The organism is Chryseobacterium sp. MIQD13 (assembly GCF_050496705.1).
GTDB lineage: Bacteria > Bacteroidota > Bacteroidia > Flavobacteriales > Weeksellaceae > Chryseobacterium.
Window position 1 is genome coordinate 130017 of the sequence record NZ_JBNWAF010000004.1, and the last position, 22987, is coordinate 153003.

General features: G+C 35.6%; 25 protein-coding genes and 1 tRNA gene. 14 read left to right on the forward strand and 12 right to left on the reverse strand.

The features are described 5' to 3' along the window. Positions 1-10 precede the first annotated feature (10 nt). The gene (gene bshB1, locus ACQWU4_RS17520) at positions 11-730 is read left to right on the forward strand and encodes a bacillithiol biosynthesis deacetylase BshB1 (RefSeq protein ID WP_429937055.1); all 720 of its coding nucleotides are present in this window, start codon (positions 11-13) and stop codon (positions 728-730) included. A 35-nt stretch (positions 731-765) separates the two neighbouring features. After that, positions 766-841, forward strand: a tRNA-His gene (locus tag ACQWU4_RS17525). A gap of 230 nt (positions 842-1071) precedes the next feature. Here the strand turns inward: ACQWU4_RS17525 and ACQWU4_RS17530 are convergent. Beyond that, positions 1072-1407, reverse strand: a complete 336-nt coding sequence (locus tag ACQWU4_RS17530; protein WP_034701927.1) for a DUF3276 family protein — start codon at positions 1405-1407, stop codon at positions 1072-1074. Between the two features lie 99 nt (positions 1408-1506). Then, positions 1507-3168 (reverse strand): ABC transporter ATP-binding protein, encoded by a 1662-nt coding sequence (locus ACQWU4_RS17535; protein WP_429937056.1) that lies wholly within the window; start codon positions 3166-3168, stop codon positions 1507-1509. Between the two features lie 90 nt (positions 3169-3258). On the opposite strand from ACQWU4_RS17535, the gene ACQWU4_RS17540 reads away from it, so the two are divergent. The 4 genes from ACQWU4_RS17540 (at position 3259) to ACQWU4_RS17555 (ending at position 6173) form a co-directional block, all read left to right on the forward strand. Continuing rightward, positions 3259-4164 carry a transcription antitermination protein NusB gene (locus ACQWU4_RS17540; protein WP_429937057.1) on the forward strand — a complete coding sequence of 302 codons (906 nt, stop codon included), beginning with the start codon at positions 3259-3261 and terminating at the stop codon, positions 4162-4164. A 1-nt stretch (position 4165) separates the two neighbouring features. Beyond that, on the forward strand, positions 4166-4684 hold the full coding sequence (locus ACQWU4_RS17545; protein ID WP_429937058.1) for a DUF1573 domain-containing protein: 519 nt from the start codon (positions 4166-4168) through the stop codon (positions 4682-4684). A gap of 9 nt (positions 4685-4693) precedes the next feature. Continuing rightward, entirely contained in the window at positions 4694-5056 is a 363-nt protein-coding gene (gene yajC, locus ACQWU4_RS17550; RefSeq protein ID WP_429937059.1) for a preprotein translocase subunit YajC, read from the forward strand. A gap of 382 nt (positions 5057-5438) precedes the next feature. Beyond that, positions 5439-6173, forward strand: coding sequence for an SDR family NAD(P)-dependent oxidoreductase (locus ACQWU4_RS17555; protein WP_429937060.1), 735 nt, complete (start codon positions 5439-5441; stop codon positions 6171-6173). A gap of 1 nt (position 6174) precedes the next feature. Here ACQWU4_RS17555 and ACQWU4_RS17560 read toward each other — a convergent pair whose 3' ends face one another. Beyond that, a complete protein-coding gene (locus tag ACQWU4_RS17560; RefSeq protein WP_429937061.1) occupies positions 6175-6714 on the reverse strand; it encodes a hypothetical protein in 540 nt (179 codons plus the stop codon). 385 nt (positions 6715-7099) lie between these two features. Here ACQWU4_RS17560 and ACQWU4_RS17565 point away from each other — a divergent pair, with 385 nt between their 5' ends. Beyond that, entirely contained in the window at positions 7100-7669 is a 570-nt protein-coding gene (locus ACQWU4_RS17565; RefSeq protein WP_429937062.1) for a Crp/Fnr family transcriptional regulator, read from the forward strand. A gap of 72 nt (positions 7670-7741) precedes the next feature. After that, positions 7742-9034, forward strand: coding sequence for an adenylosuccinate synthase (locus tag ACQWU4_RS17570; protein ID WP_429937063.1), 1293 nt, complete (start codon positions 7742-7744; stop codon positions 9032-9034). Positions 9035-9067: 33 nt separating this feature from the next. Here ACQWU4_RS17570 and ACQWU4_RS17575 read toward each other — a convergent pair whose 3' ends face one another. From ACQWU4_RS17575 to ACQWU4_RS17600, 6 genes are all read right to left on the reverse strand, one after another. Beyond that, complete coding sequence (locus ACQWU4_RS17575) at positions 9068-9799, reverse strand: carbon-nitrogen hydrolase family protein (protein WP_429937064.1); 732 nt, start codon at positions 9797-9799, stop codon at positions 9068-9070. Between the two features lie 43 nt (positions 9800-9842). After that, on the reverse strand, positions 9843-11597 hold the full coding sequence (gene aspS, locus ACQWU4_RS17580; RefSeq protein WP_429937065.1) for an aspartate--tRNA ligase: 1755 nt from the start codon (positions 11595-11597) through the stop codon (positions 9843-9845). A gap of 104 nt (positions 11598-11701) precedes the next feature. Next, complete coding sequence (locus tag ACQWU4_RS17585; protein WP_429937066.1) at positions 11702-12151, reverse strand: ankyrin repeat domain-containing protein; 450 nt, start codon at positions 12149-12151, stop codon at positions 11702-11704. Positions 12152-12162: 11 nt separating this feature from the next. Beyond that, positions 12163-12366: a helix-turn-helix domain-containing protein gene (locus tag ACQWU4_RS17590; protein WP_047488898.1), complete on the reverse strand. Its 204-nt coding sequence runs from the start codon at positions 12364-12366 to the stop codon at positions 12163-12165. A 2-nt stretch (positions 12367-12368) separates the two neighbouring features. After that, positions 12369-12953, reverse strand: a complete 585-nt coding sequence (locus ACQWU4_RS17595; RefSeq protein WP_429937067.1) for a hypothetical protein — start codon at positions 12951-12953, stop codon at positions 12369-12371. 125 nt (positions 12954-13078) lie between these two features. Continuing rightward, positions 13079-13444 carry an ankyrin repeat domain-containing protein gene (locus ACQWU4_RS17600; protein ID WP_429937068.1) on the reverse strand — a complete coding sequence of 122 codons (366 nt, stop codon included), beginning with the start codon at positions 13442-13444 and terminating at the stop codon, positions 13079-13081. 112 nt (positions 13445-13556) lie between these two features. Here ACQWU4_RS17600 and ACQWU4_RS17605 point away from each other — a divergent pair, with 112 nt between their 5' ends. Together ACQWU4_RS17605 and ACQWU4_RS17610 are read left to right on the forward strand one after the other, a co-directional pair. Further along, the gene (locus tag ACQWU4_RS17605) at positions 13557-14951 is read left to right on the forward strand and encodes an MATE family efflux transporter (protein WP_429937069.1); all 1395 of its coding nucleotides are present in this window, start codon (positions 13557-13559) and stop codon (positions 14949-14951) included. Between the two features lie 150 nt (positions 14952-15101). Then, positions 15102-15221 (forward strand): 30S ribosomal protein THX, encoded by a 120-nt coding sequence (locus tag ACQWU4_RS17610; protein WP_429937070.1) that lies wholly within the window; start codon positions 15102-15104, stop codon positions 15219-15221. Positions 15222-15274: 53 nt separating this feature from the next. On the opposite strand, the gene ACQWU4_RS17615 is transcribed toward ACQWU4_RS17610, so the two are convergent. From ACQWU4_RS17615 to ACQWU4_RS17625, 3 genes are all read right to left on the reverse strand, one after another. Further along, positions 15275-15931 (reverse strand): DUF937 domain-containing protein, encoded by a 657-nt coding sequence (locus ACQWU4_RS17615; protein ID WP_429937071.1) that lies wholly within the window; start codon positions 15929-15931, stop codon positions 15275-15277. Between the two features lie 82 nt (positions 15932-16013). After that, the gene (locus tag ACQWU4_RS17620; RefSeq protein WP_429937072.1) at positions 16014-17273 is read right to left on the reverse strand and encodes a protein O-mannosyl-transferase family; all 1260 of its coding nucleotides are present in this window, start codon (positions 17271-17273) and stop codon (positions 16014-16016) included. Positions 17274-17276: 3 nt separating this feature from the next. Then, the gene (locus tag ACQWU4_RS17625) at positions 17277-17786 is read right to left on the reverse strand and encodes a DUF2480 family protein (RefSeq protein ID WP_429937073.1); all 510 of its coding nucleotides are present in this window, start codon (positions 17784-17786) and stop codon (positions 17277-17279) included. A 78-nt stretch (positions 17787-17864) separates the two neighbouring features. On the opposite strand from ACQWU4_RS17625, the gene lpxB reads away from it, so the two are divergent. The 4 genes from lpxB (at position 17865) to ACQWU4_RS17645 (ending at position 22984) form a co-directional block, all read left to right on the forward strand. Further along, entirely contained in the window at positions 17865-18968 is a 1104-nt protein-coding gene (gene lpxB, locus ACQWU4_RS17630; protein ID WP_429937074.1) for a lipid-A-disaccharide synthase, read from the forward strand. 67 nt (positions 18969-19035) lie between these two features. Beyond that, on the forward strand, positions 19036-20124 hold the full coding sequence (locus tag ACQWU4_RS17635) for a glycoside hydrolase family 99 protein (RefSeq protein WP_429937075.1): 1089 nt from the start codon (positions 19036-19038) through the stop codon (positions 20122-20124). Between the two features lie 307 nt (positions 20125-20431). After that, entirely contained in the window at positions 20432-22177 is a 1746-nt protein-coding gene (locus ACQWU4_RS17640) for a ComEC/Rec2 family competence protein (protein ID WP_429937369.1), read from the forward strand. 144 nt (positions 22178-22321) lie between these two features. Beyond that, positions 22322-22984 carry a succinate dehydrogenase cytochrome b subunit gene (locus ACQWU4_RS17645; protein WP_429937076.1) on the forward strand — a complete coding sequence of 221 codons (663 nt, stop codon included), beginning with the start codon at positions 22322-22324 and terminating at the stop codon, positions 22982-22984. The last annotated feature ends 3 nt before the right edge of the window (positions 22985-22987 follow it).

A 22987-nucleotide genomic window follows, 5' to 3' on the forward strand; every position in this document is an offset into this window, starting at 1 on the left:
CTTTGAAAATATGAAAACAGATATACTTGCTTTTGGGGCACATCCTGATGATGTAGAGCTGGGATGCGGCGGAACTATTGCCAAAATGATTTCGGAAGGTAAAACATGTGTCATTGTAGACCTTACAAAAGGAGAACTCGGAACAAGAGGAACTGATGAAACCAGAAAACTGGAAGCTGCTGACTCCGCAAAGATCCTTGGTGTTTCTGCCAGGGAAAACTTAGGAATGAAGGATGGGTTTTTGGTGAATTCTGAAGAATATCAGATGGAGATCGTAAAAATGATCCGCAAATACCAACCAGAAATCGTTTTAGCCAATGCAATTGATGATAGACATCCGGATCATGCAAAAGGAGCGAAATTAGTGTCAGATGCGTGCTTTTTGTCCGGGTTGAGAAAGATTGTAACTGTTTTGGAAGGCGAAAATCAGGAAGTGTGGAGGCCAAAGCAAATTTTTCATTATATACAGTGGAAAGATATCAAGCCTGAATTTGTTATCGACATATCAGAACATCTGGATAAAAAGATTGCAGCCTGTATGGCTTTCAAAACCCAGTTCTATGATCCTACTTCCAATGAACCTGTTACTCCGATTGCAACAAAAGATTTTTTTGAAAGCCTAACTTATCGCGCACAGGATTTAGGACGATTATCGGGAGTGACTTATGCTGAGGGATTTACGTCTGAGAAGTTGATTGCGATGAAAAATTTTGACGGAATTGTTTGGTAATTAAAAAATCTTTCCTATATTTGCACTCACAAAACGGTGATTGTAGCTCAGTTGGTTAGAGCGTCGGATTGTGGTTCCGAAGGTCGTGGGTTCGAGACCCATCATTCACCCAAGAAAAGTACACTTTTTAAAAGTGTACTTTTTTATTTTATACTATTTTAAAATCAATTTTCTTATTCTTAAACCATCAGCCAGTTTAAATTTATTTTAGAATTTCCTGAACCATTTAAGTCTGGTGCTATTAATCCGTGAATTCCGGAAGGATTTAATGATTTTAAATCTTCAGTTTGGGCATAAAAAAAGCATCTTTTTCAGATGCTTGTGTTTTTAGATATTCTTTTTTAAACCTCGTCGTCAGAATCAATTGTGAATGATTTGCTTTTGAAGTCTTTGTCATGTTTTTCTGATATTACATCCTCACCCTTTTCGTTAATGATGAAATCTGTGGATTCATTAAACATCTCCTGAAAACTTTTAAAATCTTCTTTATAAAGATAAATTTTGTGTTTCTCGAATGTAGCTTCCCCATTCTCCCCGAAATTCTTTTTACTTTCAGTAATCGTAAGATAATAATCTCCTGCTTTCGTCTCGCGCACATCAAAGAAATAAGTTCTTCTTCCTGCTTTTAACACCTTCGTGAAAATTTCATTTTCATGGCGTTCCTTGTATTCACTCATTGTTAGATATTTTTTAATCTTGTTAAGAACAAATATAAAAGAATTCTTTTAATCACAAAATTTTTTTTATGATTTATTTAACAATTGAGAACGAAACAGCTAAGCGGTTACAGAATTGGCAATTTCGGTAAGGTTGATGATTTTATCTGCTCTCTGAGCGCTAGACTCTCTGTGTGTGATAATTATGGATGTAGCATTGCTGATTTTCCTGTCAATATTTTCAAGGATATTCTGCTCGGTTTCCGTATCCAAAGCAGACAAAGAATCATCAAAAATAATGATATTTGGATCCTTAATTAAAGCTCTTGCAATACATATTCTTTGTTTCTGACCTCCCGAAAGCATTACACCGCGCTCACCTACAAGCGTTTTATACTGTTCTTTAAATCCAATGATATTTTTGTCGACATCAGCAATTTTAGCATATTCCACTACTTTTTCATGGGAAGGATTATCTATGGCAAACCCTATATTGTTTTCAATGGAATCTGAGAATAAATAACTTTCCTGGGGAATGTAACCTATGAAATTTCTGTAATTGGCCAGATTATGATCCTTCAGATTTTTACCGTCAATCAGGATTTCTCCTTCGGTAGGATCAATAAGCCTGCAGAGCAAAAGAGCAATTGTAGATTTTCCGCTTCCTGTTTTACCCATGATCGCAAGTGATTCTCCGGCACCAATTTTAAAGCTTAAGTTGTCTAATGCCCTGATTCCTGTATTAGGATAAACATAAGAAACATTTCTAAATTCAATATCACCTTTAATAGGATAATTCTCAAAATTGGTATTGATAACTTCAGATTTTTTATCTAGAAATTCATTAATTCTCTGCATTGAAGCCTCCGCTCTCTGATTTACAGAAGTTACCCAGCCTACCATTGAGAACGGCCAGATCAGGATATTGATATACATAAAGAAATCTGCAATTTTACCGACGCTTAATTGTCCTGCAATATATTTCTGCCCCCCGATAAGGATAACGGCAACGTTCAATAATCCGATTACAAATAAGATAATAGTAAAGAAATACGCTTCGGTTTTTGCCAGATCTAATGCTTTGTCTTGATAATCAGTTACTTTTATTCCGTAATTCTTCTTAATGTAGTTTTCTTTGGCAAAAAACTTTACAACCCGGATTCCTGAAAAACTGTCCTGTACAAAAGTGGAGATCGCAGACTGACTTTTCTGCATAATCTTCGACTTCTGATTGATAATTGAGCTTACCTTAAATATAATATAGGATAAAATAGGAAGAGGAAGCAAGGTCCATAAAGTCATGGAAGCATCTGTTTTCACCATGTAAATACTGGTGATCAGAAGAAGGATTACTAAATTCACGACATACATTACACCCGGTCCCAGATACATTCTGACAGCAACAACGTCTTCACTTAACCTGTTCATCAGATCACCAATGGTTGTCTGTTTATAATCCGTCAGAGACAGCTCCTGGTAATGTCTGTAAATTTTATTTTTCAGTTCATATTCAATTCTTCTGGAGGCAACAATAATGGTCTGCCTCATCATAAAAGTAAAAAATCCTGTTAAAAGTGAGCATCCCACAATAATAGCAACATAAATCAAAACCTGCTTATTGAAACCCAGATTTCCACTTTTTGTAAGTTCATCCACAGACTTTCCTACAAACTGAACTTTATAGATATTGAAGAAATTACTGGCAATGATAAATAACAACCCCCAAAACAATAATATTTTGTGCTTCCAAAAGTAAGGGTTTAAGGTTTTTAACGCTTTCATAAAGTTTTACAAATTTACAAAAATGTAGACAGACTACGAATTTCATCAATTTTAAATTTCGTATCTTTGCACCCATAAAAAGCTCTTTGAATGTTAGGAAGACGACAAATCCGTGAAAAAGTAGTACAAACAGTGTATTCATACTATCAGAATCCTGTAAAATTTGATGTTTTAGAGAAAAACATGTTCTCAGGAATAGAGAAAATCTATAATCTCTATATCTATCAGCTTAATTTTTTGGTAGCTCTGAAAGAATTGGCAGAGACCCAGATTGAAATCGGAAAGAATAAATATATCAAAACCGATGCTGATATTAATCCTAACCAAAAATTCATCAATAACCAGGTACTGATTAAGCTTGAAGAAAACCCTGAAAGATTATTTTTTACAGGTCAGCACAAACAGCTGAAATGGGATCTGCATGATGATTTACTGGTAAAAACTTTCCAGAGAATTACAGGAGGAAAACGTTATCAGGACTTCATGAAGGAAGATGGATACTCTTTTGAAGATGATCAGAAATTTATCGGAAAGCTGTTCTTAAGATATATTGCTGAAAATGATGATTTTCAGGATTATCTGAGTGATAAGGAGCTTTCATGGTATGATGATATCCATATTGCGAATTCAATGGTACAAAAAACAATCGGATTCCTGAAAGAAGATGAAGAAAGCAGAACTTTAATTAAAATGATTAAAGATGAAGAGGATAAAACTTTCGCAGCAAAACTTCTTAAAGATACCCTTAACGGTTGGGAAGACAATGAGAAAAAATTGGGTGAAAGACTGGAAAACTGGGATCTGGAAAGAGTTTCTCTAATGGATAAAGTTATTTTGTCGACTGCTATCTCGGAACTGGATAAATTTCCTTTTACGCCTTCAAGAGTTATTATCAATGAATATATTGAAATTGCAAAAGTATTTGCAACCGACCGTTCCAATATCTTCATTAACGGAATTTTGGATAAATATTGTAAAGATCAAAATAGAATTTAACATGAAAAAGACGTTATCAATTATCGCTTTGTCTATTATAGGCTTTGGTTTGGTTTCTTGTAAAAAAGAAAATCAGCAAGCTGCTACAGGTGCTGAAGCTGCTAATATTACAGATTCTACAGCAGGTGCAACCAATTTAGCCCCTGAGAACACTGCTGCTCCGGTTTCCGCTGAGACAGCTGCAGCTGCTCCGGTTTCTAACCAGCCGTTAACATCAGTAGCATTATCTGAAAGTAACTTTGATTTTGGAAACATCAAAAAAGGAGAGAAAGTACAGCACATCTATGAAATTACCAATACAGGGAAAAATCCTTTGGTGATTTCTGAAGTAAAACCCGGATGCGGATGTACAGCTCCTGATTTTACAAAAGATCCAATCCTTCCAGGTAAAAAAGGAAACATCACTTTGCATTTCGACTCTTCAAACTTTGACGGAAACGTTCAGAAGTATGCTGACGTATTTGCAAACGTAGATAAGGCTCCTATCAAATTAACGTTCACAGCGAACATTCAACCGTAATTTAAAAATATGTTGACAATCTTTTTACAGGCACAACCACAGGGATCTTCATCAATGATGCTGATTATGATGGGGGTAATGTTTGTCGGGTTTTATTTTCTGATGATAAGACCACAGATGAGAAAGCAGAAGCAGGAGAAAAACTTTCAGGAAACTTTAAAAGTTGGAACCAGAGTGGTTCTTACTTCAGGACTTCACGGAAGAATTGCTCAGGTTCAGGATGACGGATTTGTTATTGAAACACTATCCGGAAAATTGAAATTCGAAAAAGCAGCAGTTTCAAGAGAATTTACTGAAGCTCGTTTTGGAGATAAAGCAAAAGCTGCTGAAAAAACTGCAGAGAAAAAAGAAATAGAAACTGAAAAGAAATAGTTTTTTAGTTTGACAATATCAGCTCGGCGCGGTGAACGAAGTTCACCGCGCCGAGTCTTTTTATACAAGTATAATGTTAGTTGTTATCTTGTTTTTTTTATTTAGCGCAAAGTTTAATTTAGATACCACGTAATTTAAGAATGCAAAGAGAGAATCAATCTTTGATTGATCTGATGAACCATATAGTATAAGCATATCCTTAATCAGTAGCGAAGTCACATCTCTTTGCTAAACTTAAGCTAATACATATAACATTAAACCATTGTGTTAAAAAAATATTGCATAACCCGAATCTATAAAATTTGCGTTTAGATTTGTGCTTAAGCTCTCAACTACCTTTAAAATTCCCGTTTCATAAAAACAAATAAAATATCTTTGCACTATGAATCAAAATACAGGTAAAACCGTTCTCATTTTAGGAGCCAATTCAGATGTTGCCAAGCAATGCATCAAACAGTACCTCGAAAAAGGATTTTCAGTAATCGCAGCTTCAAGAGATACTGCTTCACTACAGAAATTTGTTGACGACAATCATCTTGATTATGCAAAAATGACTATTCTTTATTTTGATGCTATAGATTTTGATTCTCATCAGAAATTTTATGATGAACTTTTTGTAAAGCCTCATATTGTTGTATATGCAGCCGGTTTTTTGGTGGATAATGAAAAAGCATTGCGAGATTTTAAAGGTACCCGACAGATGATGATGGTCAATTATATGGGAGCTGTTTCCATTCTGAATATTATTGCCATGGATGAAAGTAATAAAAACCTGGAAAGAATCATTGGATTGTCTTCTCTTTCAGGGGTGAGAGGGAGGAAAAGTAATTTTGTGTATGGAAGTACAAAAGCAGCATTTACACAATATTTAGCAGGTTTAAGGCAGGAATTAGTGTCAAGAAAAATAAAAGTCAACGCTTTGGTAATCGGTTATATCAGAACCAAGATCAATGAAGGTCTTCAGCTCAATGAATTCTTGATTATGGAACCTGATTATGTGGCGGAACATATTGTGAATGCAGGAAACACTTTCATTATTGTTCCGAACTTTAAGTGGAAGATTATTTACCTTATTTTAAAAATACTGCCGGAAAGTTTGGTTGCGAAGCTTCCTTAGATTATTTGTTTTCAATAATGACTTTTGAAAGACCAAAACTCTTCATCAAACTATTGTAGTTATAAAGTAATTGAATATTATTTCCATATTGAGAAATCCTCAACTGTCCTTTACTATCTTCAATTAAAAAAGAATTTCCACTATTACCATATTCTTTATCGATGAATTTTAATTTCATCAAATTATTAAAGTAATTCATTAAGCTTAATTGTTGTACATCAGATAGAATAAAATTAGTTGTAAAATATTTATTCTGAATAATTAAGCCTGAGCTGTCCATCCTATCACAGCTAACTTTATATTTAATATATGTTAATTTGATTTTTCTTTCCGAACGATACACTTTGATAAGCTCTTCATGACCTCCCCATTCACCACAGTCTGCAAATCGGGATTTTATAAAAATTGTATCCTCATTATTATTACTTAAAATATTTTCAAATGAAAATTTAGATTGTTCTAAATTAATTTTCTCAAGAGTTTCTTTATTTGAACAGCTTGTAAAAAGTAATAATAAACAGATCAAAAAAAAGGTTTTCATTTAATTTTCGGTTGTATTCAAAAATATTAAAATTATCAGATATTCTGTAGTATTTCCAACGCCTTCATCATATCAATCCCTTTGCCCAAAACAGGTTTAAAAAGATCCCCTTTTTCCTTAATTCTTTCCAAAGCATTATCAATGGTAAAATCAGTAGGTTTCAGCCCGGGTTGGCGGAGTAGATCTTAACAGGGATATTAACTAAACCGAATCCAATGGCGCCATTCCAAATTGCTTTCATTGTCTTACGTTTTTAAAAATCAATCAATTAACATGCCGTGTGAGGGTGGTGTGGTATATTTTATATGCTTTATTGTCAAATGACAATAGATTTTAAAGACTGATTCTGTACCTTTATATTTTTCCGAAATATGGATAAAATAATATGGAAGAACTTTTTAATTACATAAGGAAATTCGGCATACTGAATGCATCAGAAGAGCTGCTGATCGCTGAAGGATTGCAGGAAATTACTATAGAGAAAGGTGATGCTTTCATAGAAGCAGGGAAGGTAAGCCGCAAGATTGCTTTTGTAAAGGAAGGAGTTTTCCGGTCATTGTATTATGACAGGCAGGGAGATGATTTTACAAGATATTTTATTTACGAAGGAAGGTTTATCGGAGATTTTCATGGTTTTACGGACCAGACTCCTTCTCTTGAATATATTGAGGCTATAACTGATGGAGTGCTTCTTGCAATAGATCTGGAACATTTTAAACAACTGGAAAAAGAAATTGCCATCTGGCCTGTGTTATTTGCCAAACTTCATGCTTTTGTAGCAGAAAATAAGCTTAAAGTAGCGAGTACAATGCTTAATCTTGATGCCAAATCCCGGTATGTTCATTTTTTAAATCATTATCCGGGACTTGCCAACAGGGTGCCACAATCTATGCTGGCATCTTATCTGGGAATCACACCTTCTTCCTTGAGCCGGATCAGAAGAAATATTACCTGAATACTTTTTTGCCAAATGACAATGGCTTCCCTTACTGACTGTTATAGTTTTGCATTATAAAAAATGTAAAGTATGAATATGGATATTGTATTAGGTCTGCAGTGGGGGGATGAAGGTAAAGGTAAATTTATTGATCTTATCAGTGAAGATTATGATATTACAGCCCGTTTTAACGGTGGTGCAAACGCAGGGCACAGTATAGAACGTAACGGAAAAAGAATTACACTGAAATCTCTGCCTTCAGGAATTTTCATGAATGGTGTTCAAAATGTAATTGGAACCGGAACAGTGTTGGATCCGGTAAGTTTCAGAAAGGAAATTTTAAACTTGCAGCAATTCGACGGAGCTGTTCAGCCGGAAAAGAATCTGATTATTTCAAGAAAAGCCCATCTGGTTCTTCCGACCTACCGACTTCTGGATATTTTTATGGAAGAAAATCCGGATTATACAACAATCGGAACTACAAGAAACGGGATTGCACAAGCTTATTCCAATAAAATTTTAAGACAGAATTTAAGAGTCGGAGATATAGAATCTGCTGATTTTAAAAGCAGGGTAGAGCATATTTTAGAAAGAGATTACAGGATGCTTGCCGGTGGAGATATGATCTTTCCTTCTCTTGAGGAAATCCGGAATGAGTTTTTCGATGCTATAGATTTTTTAAAGAAATTTATCCGTACAGAAACGGAAATATTTTTAAATAAAGCTTTGTCTGACGGGAAAAGAATTCTGGCGGAAGGATCTCAGGCAGCTATGCTGGATATTGATCACGGAACCTATCCTTATGTAACGTCTTCTTCAACAACAGCGGCAGGTGCAAGCAGCGGATTGGGTATTTCCCCTAAAAAAGTCGGTGAAATATTTGGAATCGCGAAAGCGTATTGTACAAGAGTAGGCAATGGTATGTTCCCTACAGAGATTTTTGATGAACTGGGTGAGGAAATAAGAAACAGAGGTAATGAGTTTGGCTCCAATACAGGCCGCCCAAGAAGAATAGGATGGCTGGATCTTCCGGCATTAAGATATGCTATAATGATCAATGGAGTTACTCAGGTTATATTAACGAAGGCAGATGTTTTGAGCGGAATAGAATCGGTAGCTGTCTGTACGCACTATGAACTGGAAGACGGAAGAAATGAAATGATTTCCGGAAACTTACCGGAAAATGCCATTCCTGCTCTGAAATTGATGAAAGGGTGGGAAGGAGATATTTCAATGATCAATGACGCTTCTGATTTACCTGCAGAGCTGAAAGATTTTCTTTCTTTTCTTAATCAAGAGCTGGGAGTGCCTGTTACTTATCTTTCAACCGGTCCGGGAAGAGATCAGATATTGAAAATAAAAGAATTGGAACTGGTAAAATAAAAAAGCGGAGAAATTTTCTCCGCTTTTTTAGTATTAACTGATGTAAATTGTTTCAGTCTGATTGTTTTCTGTATTTAGAATAATAATGCCTTCATTCTGATCATTAAGCTGCGCGATCAATTGACCTTTGTTATTCCAGATCGAAGATTTTCCGGCACATTTATAACCTCCGGATTCTCCTGTAAAATTTGCCATTAAAACATGCATATTATATTTTTTCGCAATATCGGACAGTTTAATAAGGTCATCATCTATCCCATTTACAGAATTAAGAACACTTGCAGTATAAATGTTGGAACCAGCCTGATAAGCCTGCTGAGAATGTATGGGATCAGACAGGTCATAGCAGATTGCCAGTGAAATTTTGTTTTGTAATATATCTAATTGATAAGGTAGGTCGCCTTTAGAGAAAATACCTGTCTCTGTCCGGAAAAGATTATTTTTTGAATAAATACTTCTTTTCTTTCCCGGCTGGAATATTATTGAGCTGATCAGTAATTTATCATCTGCTTTTGTCGGCATTCCAACAGTGATGGTGATGTTATTTTCATCTGCCATTTTTTGGAAAATATCCAAAACAGGATCTTCATAATAAATTGAAAGCTGCTCTGCCAATTCAGGCTCGTAGCCGGTAATTGAGAGTTCTGGGAAGACAATCAGATTAACCTTATTGTTAATGGCTAGATTAATCAGTGTTTTATGATTTTCTATATTACCTGTAATATCTCCTTTTATTGGTTTGATTTGTGCTGCTGCGATTTTCATCTTTTTTCTCATTAAAAAAGCGGGACATTTGCCCCGCTTTATATTATGCTTTTAAATTTAATTGTATTTCTAATTCATCCAGCTGTGCATCTGCGATAGATGCCGGAGCGTCGATCATCACATCACGGCCTGAATTATTCTTAGGGAATGCGATATAATCCCTGATCACTTCGTTTCCGTCAAGAATAGCCACCAGACGGTCAAATCCGAAAGCAAGACCACCATGAGGAGGTGCTCCGTATTTGAAGGCATTCATCAGGAATCCGAACTGGGCCTCCGCTTCTTCTTTTGTGAATCCTAAAAGATCAAACATTTTAGACTGAAGATCTTTATCGAAAATTCGGATAGAACCGCCACCAATCTCATTTCCGTTAAGAACCATATCATAAGCATTGGCTCTGGCTTTGCCCGGATCTGTTTCCAGTAAGTGAATATCCTCCGGTTTTGGAGAAGTGAAAGGGTGGTGCATCGCATGATAACGGCCACTTTCTTCATCGAATTCCAATAGCGGGAAATCTACTACCCAAAGCGGAGCAAATACATTCCCTTTTCTCAGTCCCAGACGGTTTCCAAGTTCCATTCTCAAAGCGGAAAGCTGTGCTCTTACCTTATTTTCATTTCCGGATAGGATCAGCATTAAGTCGCCTTCTTTAGCTCCGAATTTTTCAATAATTTTAGTAAGATCTTCCTCATTATAGAATTTGTTTACAGAAGATGTTTTCACACCGTCATTCTGGAATTTGGCCCAAACCATTCCGGATGCTCCGATCTGCGGACGCTTTACCCAGTCTACCAGTTCATCAATCTGCTTTCTTGTATAATCAGCACATCCTTCTACATTGATTCCGACTACCAATTCGGCGTCATCAAATATTTTAAAGTCTTTTCCCTTTACAAGCTCATTAAGTTCTACGAATTCCATTCCGAAACGGATGTCCGGTTTGTCATTTCCGTATTTTCTCATTGCATCTGCGAAAGTCATTCTAGGGAAGTCCCCGAATTCCTGTCCTGTAATATCCTTGATCAATGTTTTTGTCATTCCTTCAAAAACATTCATAATATCTTCCTGCTCTACGAAAGCCATCTCACAGTCAATTTGTGTAAATTCAGGCTGTCTGTCTGCTCTTAAGTCCTCGTCACGGAAACATTTTACAATCTGGAAATATTTATCCATTCCACCTACCATTAAAAGCTGCTTGAATGTCTGTGGCGATTGCGGAAGGGCATAAAACTGTCCCGGATTCATTCTGCTTGGAACCACGAAGTCCCTTGCTCCTTCCGGAGTAGATTTGATTAAAACCGGAGTTTCCACTTCAATAAATCCTTCATCTGAAAGATAGTTTCTTACCTTCTGAGCCATTTTATGACGGAAGATCAGCTTTTCTTTTACAGGATTTCTTCTTATATCCAGATAACGGTATTTCATTCTTAATTCTTCACCGCCGTCTGTTTCATCCTCAATGGTAAAAGGCGGAAGTTGGGATTCATTAAGAATTGTCAGTTTTTCAACTAAAATTTCAATTTCTCCTGTAGGAATATTAGGGTTTTTACTTACCCTTTCGATTACTTTTCCTGTAACCTGAATCACGAATTCGCGGCCCAGTTTTTTTGCTTCCTCCATCAGTTGTGCAGAAGAACGCTCCTGGTCGAAAACCAGTTGGGTAATTCCGTAACGATCTCGAAGATCTATCCAAATCATAAATCCTTTATCACGGATAGTCTGTACCCATCCGGAAAGTGTAACTTCTTCATTAAGATTTTTCAGAGATAATTCTCCGTTCGTGTGTGATCGAAACATAATTATTTGTTTGAAATTTTCGCTGCAAAGATAGGACTTTTATACAAAAATCCTTTCAGATTTTGATGCCTGAAAGGATTTATTTATGAAGCAATTCATTAAAATTATTCCAGAAGTTTGATGATATCCGGTTTTTCATATTTTCTGGCATAGTCCAATGCAGTATAGCCTTTATCCGTTTTGGTGTCTTTTTTAGCTCCGTTCTGTAAGAGTTTTTTTGCCATATCAGTATTTCCGTATTTTGCAGCAAACATTAAAGCTGTTTTTCCGTCACATATTTTTTCCAGATCTGCTTTTTCATCAATAAGTTTCTGGAAAATCTGGGTACTGTTCATCTTAATGGCCAAAGCCAGTAAAGTATAGGAATTGTTTTCTATGACATAGCATTTATCAATATTTTCTTTATTTACCAAAGTGGAGAAATAAGCTGTATTGTCATATTTCAACATTTGCTTGTGTTCATTGGTCAGTTCTTCTTGCCCGTAAACAAGCGATCCAATAAGAATGTTCAGGATAACAATAATTTTTGCGCTCAGCATTTGAGATAATTTCATAATTTATTTTTTTAAGGTTTAAATTCTAATATATCACCGGGCTGACAGTCCAAAGCTGTACAGATAGCCTCTAAAGTGGATACTTTTATCGCTTTAGCTTTTCCGTTTTTTAAAATGGAAAGGTTGGCCTGCGTTATTCCGATTTTCTCGGCCAGTTCCTGTGACTGCATTTTACGTTTGGCAAGCATGACATCTATATTGATAATAATAGGCATAGTTATATGGTTAAATCATTTTGTGTCTGCAGCTCATAACCCTTTTTGAAAAACTCTATAATAAACAGGATAATAATTCCTATTGAGAGATGAAGTAATATAAATATTGGATCAATACGGAACAGAGACTGATCAATGAGAAACAGAAGGATACAATAAAAAGGGATAAACACAATATTCAGTAGCCCGAACTGCTTTAAATGAATGATAACCTTCTGATTAAAAATAGTTTCAATACTCATTCCTTTAAATATTTTGAATAAATAAAATGTAAAAATACTATAGAATCCTAAGAAGAAAATAATGGAAGTAAGAGCCAGCAAAGTGTAATCTCCTTTTGTTACAGCATCTGAAAAAGGCATTTTAAATTGAAAACTTAAAGATTCGGGATTTGTCTTTTTTATTTCATTCTCAAAGTTTCCGATTTTGAATGTTTCCGGGAAATAATTACTTTCTGTATTCTGATTGATATAACTGACTATAAATCCAAAAATCAGGTATCCTAAATACATAACCTGTCCTGCAAAACCAATAATTAAAAGTTTATTAATGGCCGTTGAAAGAGAGTTTTCACCAATAAGTTTCATATAATTTTGTTTTATTGTAAATGTATAAAATTTTATCGTAATACAATAAAATTTTATTGTAAATTATTTTAATTGGAAACAAAAAAAACTTCCAAAGGAAGTTTTATATATTATCTGAAGGCCTTTTAATTATTAGTAGCACCTTTTTGTAACAACAACTGTACAGTTTGCTCTTTATTTCCAAGTTTTGCTAAGGCAAGAGGAGTTTTGCCGTTACATTCTTTATTGACATCTGCCTGATTATCTAAAAGAAATTTAACAATATTGTTTCTACCATAAAGCGAGCTGAAACCTAATGCACTGAAAGTCTCATCTTTAAGAGGAAAGCATTTATTATAATCTGCTTTTGAAAAATTCTTTTTAAATGTAGCAACATTGTCAGATTGAATAGATTGCATCTGAGCTTTGCTTAGTGTCTGAGTCTGAGCAGAAAGCATATTGGCAGAAACCGATATTGCAAGAATAAAAGCAGTAGAGATTATTTTTTTCATAAGATTCATTTTAACAATATACAAATCTAAATTATTTTTTTGATATGAGTAACTAATTTTTCGTAAGAATTGAATTTGTATTTTTGATAATCAGATAATTATTGATTAGAAAATGACAAAATATATAGATTTTTTGAAAAAAGCTTTTAGCGGTGATGAAGTAGATTACACAAAAATAACGATAAGAAGCGCTGTTCTTTTATTGGCTATTCCAATGATGTTGGAGATGGCTATGGAATCTGTATTTGCTTTAGTTGACCTGTATTTTGTAGGGCATCTGAAAGAAAGTGGTTATGCGATTCAAAGTGTTGGTTTAACGGAATCTGTACTTTCGGTAATGTATTCTATCGCAATAGGGATGAGTATGGCTGCAACAGCTTTGGTGGCACGCAGAATAGGGGAGAAGAATCCGGAACAGGCTTCCAGAAGTGCTGCGCAGGTTATACTGGTCTCGTTTATTATTACCGTTATTCTAAGCTTGTTCGGAGTAATGTATGCTGAGGAAATTTTAATTCTGATGGGCGCAAAACCAGAAGCAGCAGCCTATGGGAAAGATTTTACAAGGATCATGATGGGGAGCAGTGTCATTATTATGCTTTTATTTCTGATCAACGGGATTTTCAGGGGAGCAGGAAATGCAGCCATTGCTATGAAATCTCTTTGGATCGCCAATATTATGAACATCATTCTCTGTCCGGTATTTATTAAAGGCTTTGGACCCATTCCTGCGATGGGGCTTACGGGAGCGGCTCTGGCAACTACAATAGGTAGAAGTGTTGGTGTGATTTACCAGCTGTATCATCTTTTGGTAGCAGATACACAGATCCGTATCGTGCTTTCTTATTTTACCCCTGATTTTAAACAGATAAAATCCATTGTAAAAATTGCAACGCCTGGTATTTTTCAGTTTGTGATAGCTTCATGCAGCTGGATATTTCTGGCTCAGCTGGTGGCAACTACCGGAGGTGAAAATGCTTCAGCGGGTTATCAGACAGCATTGAGGCTGATGATGTTCTTTATGCTTCCTGCGTGGGGACTGAGCAATGCAGCTTCTACTCTGGTAGGACAAAATATGGGTGCGAATGAAATGTTGAGAGCAGAACAGTCTGTTATGAAAACCGTAAAATATAATGTGATTTTTATGCTGGCTGTAAGTTTAATATTTTTCTTTCTCGGAGATTTTCTTGTAAGCTTTTTTACACGGGAGCCAGAGATTAAAGTTTTTGCCAGGAATGCATTGCACATTATGAGTGTGGGATTTCTTTTTTATGGGATAGGTATGGTATTAATCAATGCTTTCAATGGAGCTGGTGATACGTGGACTCCAACCTGGGTGAATTTCTTCGGGTTCTGGCTGTTTCAAATTCCGTTGGCTTATTTGCTTTCCAAACATTTTGGAATAGGTCCGAAAGGAGTATTCATTTCTATTCCTGTTGCCGAAATATTAATTACTATCGTTGCTTTTATTCTATTTAAAAAAGGAAAATGGAAGACCGTAAAAGTGTAGTGGATGAAAGTTTATTTCTGTAACTTAAGATAACTTCCTTCTTCCGGCTTCAACTTTCCTTGCTTAGTTTTATAAAAATTTTAACAGCCTTAATTTTTTGATAAACACCTTATTCACTAATTTAGTATTTAACCAATAAAATTTATCAATATGGGAAAAGGAGACAAAAAATCGAGAAGAGGAAAGATCAATGCTGGAAGCTATGGTAAAAGAAGACCTAAAAAAGCTTCTAAGTCAGTTGGTTCTTCTGAGACTAAGGCAAAGAGCTAAAAAATAAAAAGGCTGAAGATTAATCTTCAGCCTTTTTAATATACAAAATTAAATTATCTTCCTCCTAAAATGTTGCCAAGGATGCTTCCTAATCCACCTCCTTGCTGTTGCTGCTGTCCACCGCCGCCTAGTACACTTCCCAGAATATCATTAAGTGGATTTCCTCCTGACTGAGCCTGTCCTCCTCCCAGAACGCTTCCTAAGATGTCATTCAATGGGTTAGATTGTTGTGCCTGAGCCTGGTTGGATGCATTTCCAAGGATTCCTCCCAAAAGATCTCCTAAACCTCCTGCTCCTACATTATTCTGTTGTTTCTCTTTACCGATATATCCCATGATTACCGGAGCCAGCATAGCTAAAACAGGCCCGATTTTGTCAATTGAGATTCCTGTATTCTGAGAAAGCTGGTTTTCAACATTGCTTTTCTGGCTTCCGAAAACGTGGTCAAGGATAGATCCTCCTTCAGCCTGTCTTGCTTCAGCCTGTGAAGCATCATCAAGAATACTTCCGTCGTGGTCTTTATCTAATGCATTATTTAAAGCTTCTGCTTCGTTAGCATCCTGAGATTTGTTTCTAAGATAAGAAATAACCAAAGGAGCAGCTACCGCCAAAAGAGCAATTATCTGGTTTTTGCTGATTCCGAATTTGTTTTCTGCCTGTTCAGCAACCTGATTGCTGGTGTTACCTGTAAGTAGGTCGATTAAACTCATGTTTGTGTTTATTTTTAAATATTAAGTAAATCAAAGTTATCAAAAAATATGATTCGCAGAATTTTTTACTTCACAATTATTGTTAAAGTTTTTTGATCTCCTCTTCAGTGTATCCTTTACTCTTCATAAGTTCTATATAATCCTTTGCTCCGTTGATCATCCAGTGCATCGGGTCAGGGGATTTCTTTTTTTCAATAATAAATTTCAGGATGCCTACATTGTTATTCATCCAGGGAACCAGATAATAATCCAGACCTCCTTTGTACTTTTTAGCTTCATGGAAATTTCTTCCCTGTTCTGTAAAAAATGCCATCTTATAAGTTGCATAATAGCCTAAAGGAATAAAAAGGCATATCCACGAGAATTTTTTTAATGGAGCATATTTCGGTAATGAAAGTCCATACCCGATCGAAAGGGCAAAAATCATATTGAAAGGGATGAAAAAAACATAATTATCTGAAACCGCATAGAATGTGGAGAAGCCATATACACAAAAAGAAGCAGTGAAAAACACAAAGAACATTTTTTTATCCGATCTGTATAAATGTATTATTCCGATGATCCCAAAAATGATAAAAATATTGAAATTGTAAACCAGATAGGCCACAGATTGCACAAGATCGATTAAATATTGTTTCGGTGTTTTTTTAAAGGTATCCTGAATCCAGTGAGCTCCTTGTGCAGTGTATGGGGAATTTAACGGAAGGCCTTGAGAAACATTTAAAACAGTTATAGACAGAAAAAGAAACAAAAATATGAAAAGAGAAGAGTAAGCATATTTCTTCTCTTCTTTAAAATAATAAAGGAAAACAAGCAGTGCAGGAGCCAATAAAACATTCTGGATATGCAGCCACAGGCTTATTCCTAAAAATGCTCCGCTTAATACAATATACTTCTTCTTATGCTCTGTAAAGGTTTTTACCATTGAAAAAAAGAAAAGGCTTATCCAAAAAGCATTGTATGTGTATACTTCCACAATCTCCGCATTTCTCCAGAAAGAAAAACTGAGCCCGAAAACGAATGCTGCTGTAATAGAAACCCATTCTTTTTTGGTAATACTCATTATTGTAAGGTAGATAACCGATACCGTAGCAGCAGCAGAACCAATAATTAGAAGTCGGCTTGCAGCAATAGCATCAAGTCCTGTAATATCTTTGATCAGAATACCTGTATTTGCATAGAGAAAATGGGTAATTGCAGTAGCCACTGTTATATATTTGCCTATTTCAACCATATGAACAAAACCAACACAGTCTGCAAATGGAATTCTTGTAAAACTTCCGGCATAATAAATAGCTAGGAAAATGAAAAATATAAATACCGCGTAAAAATTTTTAAACATATATTAATTCTTTACAATAGGAACGTTCGAGCAAGCTTCGCCGAACATCAGGGATTTTACCATTGGTTTTAATTGTTCAACCAGTTCTATGTATGCATTTTCGGGAATTTCTTTGTCAGAGCAGCCTTTTACAAGAACTCTTTTCCCTCTCATATCTTCAAAATCATGAGTCTGGATTGCATTATGCATCAGGATCACTTCCAGATCCTCACGGTCTCCGAAAACAATCTTTTTGGCAACGTCTGTAAGCTTTGCAGTCAGTACAAAATAAGCCCACAGCGGAACAATGGTATCCACAGAATTGTAAATATATATATAAGCGTCTTTATATTCTTCCGTATTGACAGCTTCTACTTTTTCCCTGAAATCTTTTTCCTTAAGAATCATTTCCTGGAAAAGAAAATCTTTAAGATCAATACCCTTTCTTATTCCCTTGGGAACCAGAGTGGAAAGGTCGAAATTCACAAGACCGCTTTCAGCAACTTTATTTCGGATTTCAAATTCTTCTGACATTTTTTATCATTATCTTTGGACAAATTTACAAATTAAGATCAAGCAAACCTTAATTTGTTCTCTATCCTTACTATAGAAATGAAGTATTATATTATTGCAGGAGAAGCTTCCGGTGATCTGCACGGGAGTAACTTAATGAAAGCCCTTAAACAGAAAGATCCGCAGGCAGAAATAAGATTCTGGGGTGGAGATCTGATGAAAGCACAGGGCGGAACCCTGGTAAAACACTACCGTGACCTCGCTTTTATGGGTTTCCTGGAAGTGGCTATGAATTTAAGAACCATCCTGAATAATATTAAATTCTGTAAAGAAGACATCCGGAAACATAAGCCCGATATCCTTATCCTGATCGATTACCCTGGGTTTAACCTGAGAATTGCAAAATTTGCGAAAGACCTTGGGATAAAAGTAGTCTATTATATTTCTCCTCAGCTTTGGGCTTGGAAAGAAGGCAGGGTAGAGATCATTAAAAAATATGTGGATGAAATGATGGTTATTCTTCCTTTTGAAGAAGATTTTTATAAAAAACATGGTGTTCATTCCCATTTTGTAGGACATCCGCTTCTGGATGCCATAGGAGGTTTGAAAGATATAAGCATTGATGAATTCAAAAAAGAAAACGGCCTTAATGAAAAAGAAATCATTGCCCTTCTTCCCGGTTCTAGAAAGCAGGAAGTAGAGAAAATGCTTGAAATTATGCTTTCCGTGAGGCCGCATTTCAAAAATTACCAGTTTGTTATTGCCGGTGCACCAAGTCTTCCGAAGGAATTCTATCAGAAATATGTGGACGACAATGTTCATTTTGTTTCCAACAGAACCTATAACCTATTGAGGTGTTCGAAAGCAGCTTTGGTAACTTCGGGAACAGCTACCTTAGAAACTGCTTTGCTTAATGTTCCGGAAGTCGTTTGCTACCGCGGAAGTAAAATTTCTTACGCTATTGCCAAGAGACTCGTTAAAAACATCAAATATATTTCCCTGGTTAATCTGATTATGGACAGGGAAGTAGTGAAAGAGCTGATCCAGACCGACCTGAATACCAGAAATCTTGTAGAAGAGCTTAATAAAATGATAGCAGGTGAAAAAAGAAACCAGGTTCTGGCAGATTACAGCCTTTTAAGAGAAAAATTGGGCGGAAAAGGGGCAAGTGAAAAAGCTGCTGAAGTAATTTTAAGTGTTTAAGTATTTCTGTTGCTTGGTCCGAAATCTGGCTTCTGTCATATGATTTACTGATTTAAATTTTTATTAAATGAATTTTAAAAGTTTACTTATATTTATTCTGCTGATGAGCATTTCAATGAAAAGCTTTGCTCAAAATACCAAATCCAGGGATCAGGTTCAGATTTTCTATTACGGATGGTACGCAAATCCTGCAACAGACGGAAAGTATGAACACTGGAATCATGAAATTTTACCCCATTGGAGCAACCCGAAATGGAATAATTTAGGAAACCATAAAGGCGGGGATGATATCGGGGCTAATTTTTATCCTGCTTTAGGAAATTACAGTTCAAATGATCCGGAAATCATCAGGAAGCATATGAAAATGATCAAAGAATCCGGTGTTGGTGTGGTTGTTTTAAGCTGGCTTGGAAAAGATTCGTCCATAGATAAAAGCATCACAAAATATCTTGATATAGCCGATCAGCTTGATTTAAAAGTTGCTTTTCACATAGAACCGTTTTACAAAAATATTGTTGAGCTCAGGGAACAGATTTCCTATCTGGTCAAAACATATTCTCATCATCACGCCTTTTATAAAAAAGATGGTAAACCATTGTATTATGTATATGACAGTTACAAGATTTCACCTGCGGAATGGTCAAAGCTGCTTTCTAAAAATGGAGAAAATACCGTACGGAATACAGATCTGGATGGACTTTATATAGGTCTGTGGGTTGAAAAAGAACATTCTGCATTCTTTGATGCATCCGGTTTTGATGGCTTTTATACTTATTTTGCCAGTGAAGGTTTCGTATTCGGGAGCACAACTTCCAATTGGAATTATCTTTCTGAATTTGCAAAAAGTCACAATCTTATTTTTATACCTTGCGTGGGGCCAGGGTACTCGGATACAAGGATAAGACCCTGGAATGAAGCCAATTTCAAAAGCAGGGAAAACGGAAAATATTACGAAAGAATGTTTAATGCAGCTGCAAAAGTAAATCCGGACTTTATCGGAATCACTTCTTTTAATGAATGGCATGAAGGAACACAGATTGAACCTGCAATTCCGAAAAAATCAGGAAACTTCAATTATGAAGATTACGGAAAAGATTCCCGGATGTACATAAAAGAAACCAAACGGCTGACAGATCAGTTTCTGAATGGTAAATAATTCTGAAAATTCCTTTTTTGCAGACAGATTTATTTTTCAGATAAGGATGTTGAATTGAAAAAATTAACTGAAAGAATACAACTGCTTTTACCGGCATTGTTCAGATATAAAGCTGCCTTTTATGGGTAGCTTTTGTTCTTTAAGATAAACTCTTATTTTCTAGTAAATAATCAGGCCTTATATTATTCATTCAGACAATAAATAATGCCTGAATTCTGCAAAATCTGTGTTACTCAATAACCGGGCAAATGAATTACTTTTTGGCTGTAAATAATTGTATCAGTTGAACAAACAGCCGCTTCTCATTTTGTCCGTCTGCTTTATCCTTGGAATTTTTCTTCAGGATAAATTTTCATTAGATGTAATGATAATCTATCTTATATCTGCGGGTTGTCTGTTGATTGTCCTTTTATACTTTTTACACTCTTATTTTCTGCATAAATCAAAAGCTGTAATGTTAGGATTGATGTTTTTCGGAGCCGGAATACTTCTTCATTTTTTCAGCACATATTCTTCCAATAATCTGTCTGTTCCACAAAACGGTACAGTCGTCTTTAAAATCTCAAAGAAGCTGAATTCTACAGAGAAAAACAAAAAATATGAGGCTGTTGTTCAGTCAGGAAAAGAAAATTTCAATGCCATTCTCTATATTCCCAAAACAGATAAAGAACTCGACTTTGGACATTATTATAAAGCTGATGCATACCTGTCAAAACCAAAACCTCCGAAATCTGATTTCCAGTTCGATTATGCACGATATCTTAAAAGGAGAAATATTGAATATCAATGTTATCTGTCTAAAGGAATTTCCTCAGCAGAAAGAACTGATCTGAATATAAATGAGCAAATTCAACAGCGCAGAATTGAAATACTGCAAAAGATTGACAAAGTGGCGATGTCATCAAAAACACGGGAATTTCTAAAAGGAATCATTCTGGCGGACAGAACGGAAATGGATAGTGAAACCGTACAGGATTTTAACAGATCCGGGATGGTTCATCTGTTGGCAATTTCGGGAACCCATATTGTAGTGATTTTCGGAATGTTATATTTTTTGTTGACGCGGTTCAGTCCTTTGCAGTTTAGAAAGTATGCCATTATTTCAAGTATTGCTTTTATCTGGCTGTTTGCTGCATTTATAGGGTTTGGAAATTCTGTGCTGCGTTCCTGCGTTATGATTACAGTATATTTCATTTATGTACTTCTCCAGAGAAAACCGGATCTGCTTCATTCTCTTTCATTATCTGCAATGATTATTCTGGTTAGCGATACACAACAGCTTTTCGATGTCGGTTTTCAGTTGAGTTTTCTGGCGGTGTTAGGGATTTTTTGGCTCAACCAGCCTCTTTTGAAATATTTTCCACGGCAGGACGGTTATTTCAAGAAGCTGATATGCAATACTATTACCATTTCACTGTCTGCACAGCTGGCGACACTTCCGCTTATGTTGTATTATTTTCACCAGTTCTCATTGGTTTCTATTCCTGCCAACATTCTGATTGTTCCGTTTTCAGAAATACTCATTGTATTTTCTTTTCTGATGACGGTTCTCATCGGGCTACAATTAGATTTTATATGGATTGATTCCATATATGATGTATCCATCCAATTTTTATTAAATCTTATTCATTGGTTTGCAGAAGCTGACGGGCTGTTTTTTTCAAATATAGCGATGAATTTTGTTGAGGTTCTGTCTTTATCCTTTATCGTTTACATGCTGAGACCATTATTTTTAAAGATCAATTTTAAAAATTTAATCAGGGTGACAGCAATGATTATAGCTTTTTGTATGATTAGAACAGGCTTTAATATCTATGAGAACCAGAAAGAAGAGATCTTGCTTCATGATTTTAATAAAGCTAAAGTGTTATCTGTGAAAAAAGGAAATAAAGTCTGTTTCTGGGTAGGAGAAAATTCGGACAGAGAGAAAATTTCCAGATTTATAGCCAACCCTTACTGCTCTTCGAGGCGTATTCAGAATATTAAAATAAAGACCTTTCCACAAACAGCAGAAAAGGTGGTTTATAATGGCAGAATTTATAATTTGAAATAATAAATCCCATATTTCATTATTCCCTTTAAATAAAGTATTATATTCTTATTTAGAAAGATTACAAACTGGCTAATTGTGAGATTTCTCACTTCCCGATATTGTTAACATTTCTTAATTTTGTGGGAAATTCAAATTTAAACTTATATGGCAGGTTTAACGAGTTCTACGATAGGTAGAAAATATGCGATGGCATTATCAGCTATGTTTTTGCTGATCTTTCTTATACTGCATTTGACGACCAATTTGTTATCAGTCCTGAATCGTGATGCATTTAATACCGCATCAGATTTTATGGGCTATAATCCTTTTGTGCAGTTCTTAATGCAGCCTGTTCTCGGTTTTGCAGTTATTTTCCATTTCATCATGGGATTTGTACTGGAAATTAAGAACAATAAAGCGCGTCCGATAAAGTATGCTTCCAACAACCCATCTGTGAACTCTTCATGGATGTCCAGAAATATGATTATTTCCGGAGCTGTTGTTTTGGCATTTCTTGCGCTTCACTTATATGATTTCTGGTTGCATGAAATCAATTACAAATACGTAGAAGGACTTGCTCCCGATGCTGAACGTTTCTGGCCGGAGCTGCATGAGAAATTTGCAGACATCTGGAGAGTGGCTTTATATGTAATCTCTTTTGTTTTATTAGGATTACACCTGGCTCACGGGTTCCAGTCTTCGTTCCAGTCAATTGGTGCAAGACATCCGAAATATACTCCGGTAATTAAAGCTTTTGGAAAATGGTATTCAATCCTTATTCCTGCAGGTTTTATTTTTATTGCAATTTTTCACTTCGTAACTCAATAATAT

Coding starts and splice junctions, on each gene's coding strand:
- bshB1 (WP_429937055.1), top strand. CDS start 11: ATGAAAACAGATATACTTGCTTTTGGGGCACATCCTGATGATGTAGAG.
- ACQWU4_RS17530 (WP_034701927.1), bottom strand. CDS start 1,407: ATGAGTGAATACAAGGAACGCCATGAAAATGAAATTTTCACGAAGGTG.
- ACQWU4_RS17535 (WP_429937056.1), bottom strand. CDS start 3,168: ATGAAAGCGTTAAAAACCTTAAACCCTTACTTTTGGAAGCACAAAATA.
- ACQWU4_RS17540 (WP_429937057.1), top strand. CDS start 3,259: ATGTTAGGAAGACGACAAATCCGTGAAAAAGTAGTACAAACAGTGTAT.
- ACQWU4_RS17545 (WP_429937058.1), top strand. CDS start 4,166: ATGAAAAAGACGTTATCAATTATCGCTTTGTCTATTATAGGCTTTGGT.
- yajC (WP_429937059.1), top strand. CDS start 4,694: ATGTTGACAATCTTTTTACAGGCACAACCACAGGGATCTTCATCAATG.
- ACQWU4_RS17555 (WP_429937060.1), top strand. CDS start 5,439: ATGAATCAAAATACAGGTAAAACCGTTCTCATTTTAGGAGCCAATTCA.
- ACQWU4_RS17560 (WP_429937061.1), bottom strand. CDS start 6,714: ATGAAAACCTTTTTTTTGATCTGTTTATTATTACTTTTTACAAGCTGT.
- ACQWU4_RS17565 (WP_429937062.1), top strand. CDS start 7,100: ATGGAAGAACTTTTTAATTACATAAGGAAATTCGGCATACTGAATGCA.
- ACQWU4_RS17570 (WP_429937063.1), top strand. CDS start 7,742: ATGAATATGGATATTGTATTAGGTCTGCAGTGGGGGGATGAAGGTAAA.
- ACQWU4_RS17575 (WP_429937064.1), bottom strand. CDS start 9,799: ATGAAAATCGCAGCAGCACAAATCAAACCAATAAAAGGAGATATTACA.
- aspS (WP_429937065.1), bottom strand. CDS start 11,597: ATGTTTCGATCACACACGAACGGAGAATTATCTCTGAAAAATCTTAAT.
- ACQWU4_RS17585 (WP_429937066.1), bottom strand. CDS start 12,151: ATGAAATTATCTCAAATGCTGAGCGCAAAAATTATTGTTATCCTGAAC.
- ACQWU4_RS17590 (WP_047488898.1), bottom strand. CDS start 12,366: ATGCCTATTATTATCAATATAGATGTCATGCTTGCCAAACGTAAAATG.
- ACQWU4_RS17595 (WP_429937067.1), bottom strand. CDS start 12,953: ATGAAACTTATTGGTGAAAACTCTCTTTCAACGGCCATTAATAAACTT.
- ACQWU4_RS17600 (WP_429937068.1), bottom strand. CDS start 13,444: ATGAAAAAAATAATCTCTACTGCTTTTATTCTTGCAATATCGGTTTCT.
- ACQWU4_RS17605 (WP_429937069.1), top strand. CDS start 13,557: ATGACAAAATATATAGATTTTTTGAAAAAAGCTTTTAGCGGTGATGAA.
- ACQWU4_RS17610 (WP_429937070.1), top strand. CDS start 15,102: ATGGGAAAAGGAGACAAAAAATCGAGAAGAGGAAAGATCAATGCTGGA.
- ACQWU4_RS17615 (WP_429937071.1), bottom strand. CDS start 15,931: ATGAGTTTAATCGACCTACTTACAGGTAACACCAGCAATCAGGTTGCT.
- ACQWU4_RS17620 (WP_429937072.1), bottom strand. CDS start 17,273: ATGTTTAAAAATTTTTACGCGGTATTTATATTTTTCATTTTCCTAGCT.
- ACQWU4_RS17625 (WP_429937073.1), bottom strand. CDS start 17,786: ATGTCAGAAGAATTTGAAATCCGAAATAAAGTTGCTGAAAGCGGTCTT.
- lpxB (WP_429937074.1), top strand. CDS start 17,865: ATGAAGTATTATATTATTGCAGGAGAAGCTTCCGGTGATCTGCACGGG.
- ACQWU4_RS17635 (WP_429937075.1), top strand. CDS start 19,036: ATGAATTTTAAAAGTTTACTTATATTTATTCTGCTGATGAGCATTTCA.
- ACQWU4_RS17645 (WP_429937076.1), top strand. CDS start 22,322: ATGGCAGGTTTAACGAGTTCTACGATAGGTAGAAAATATGCGATGGCA.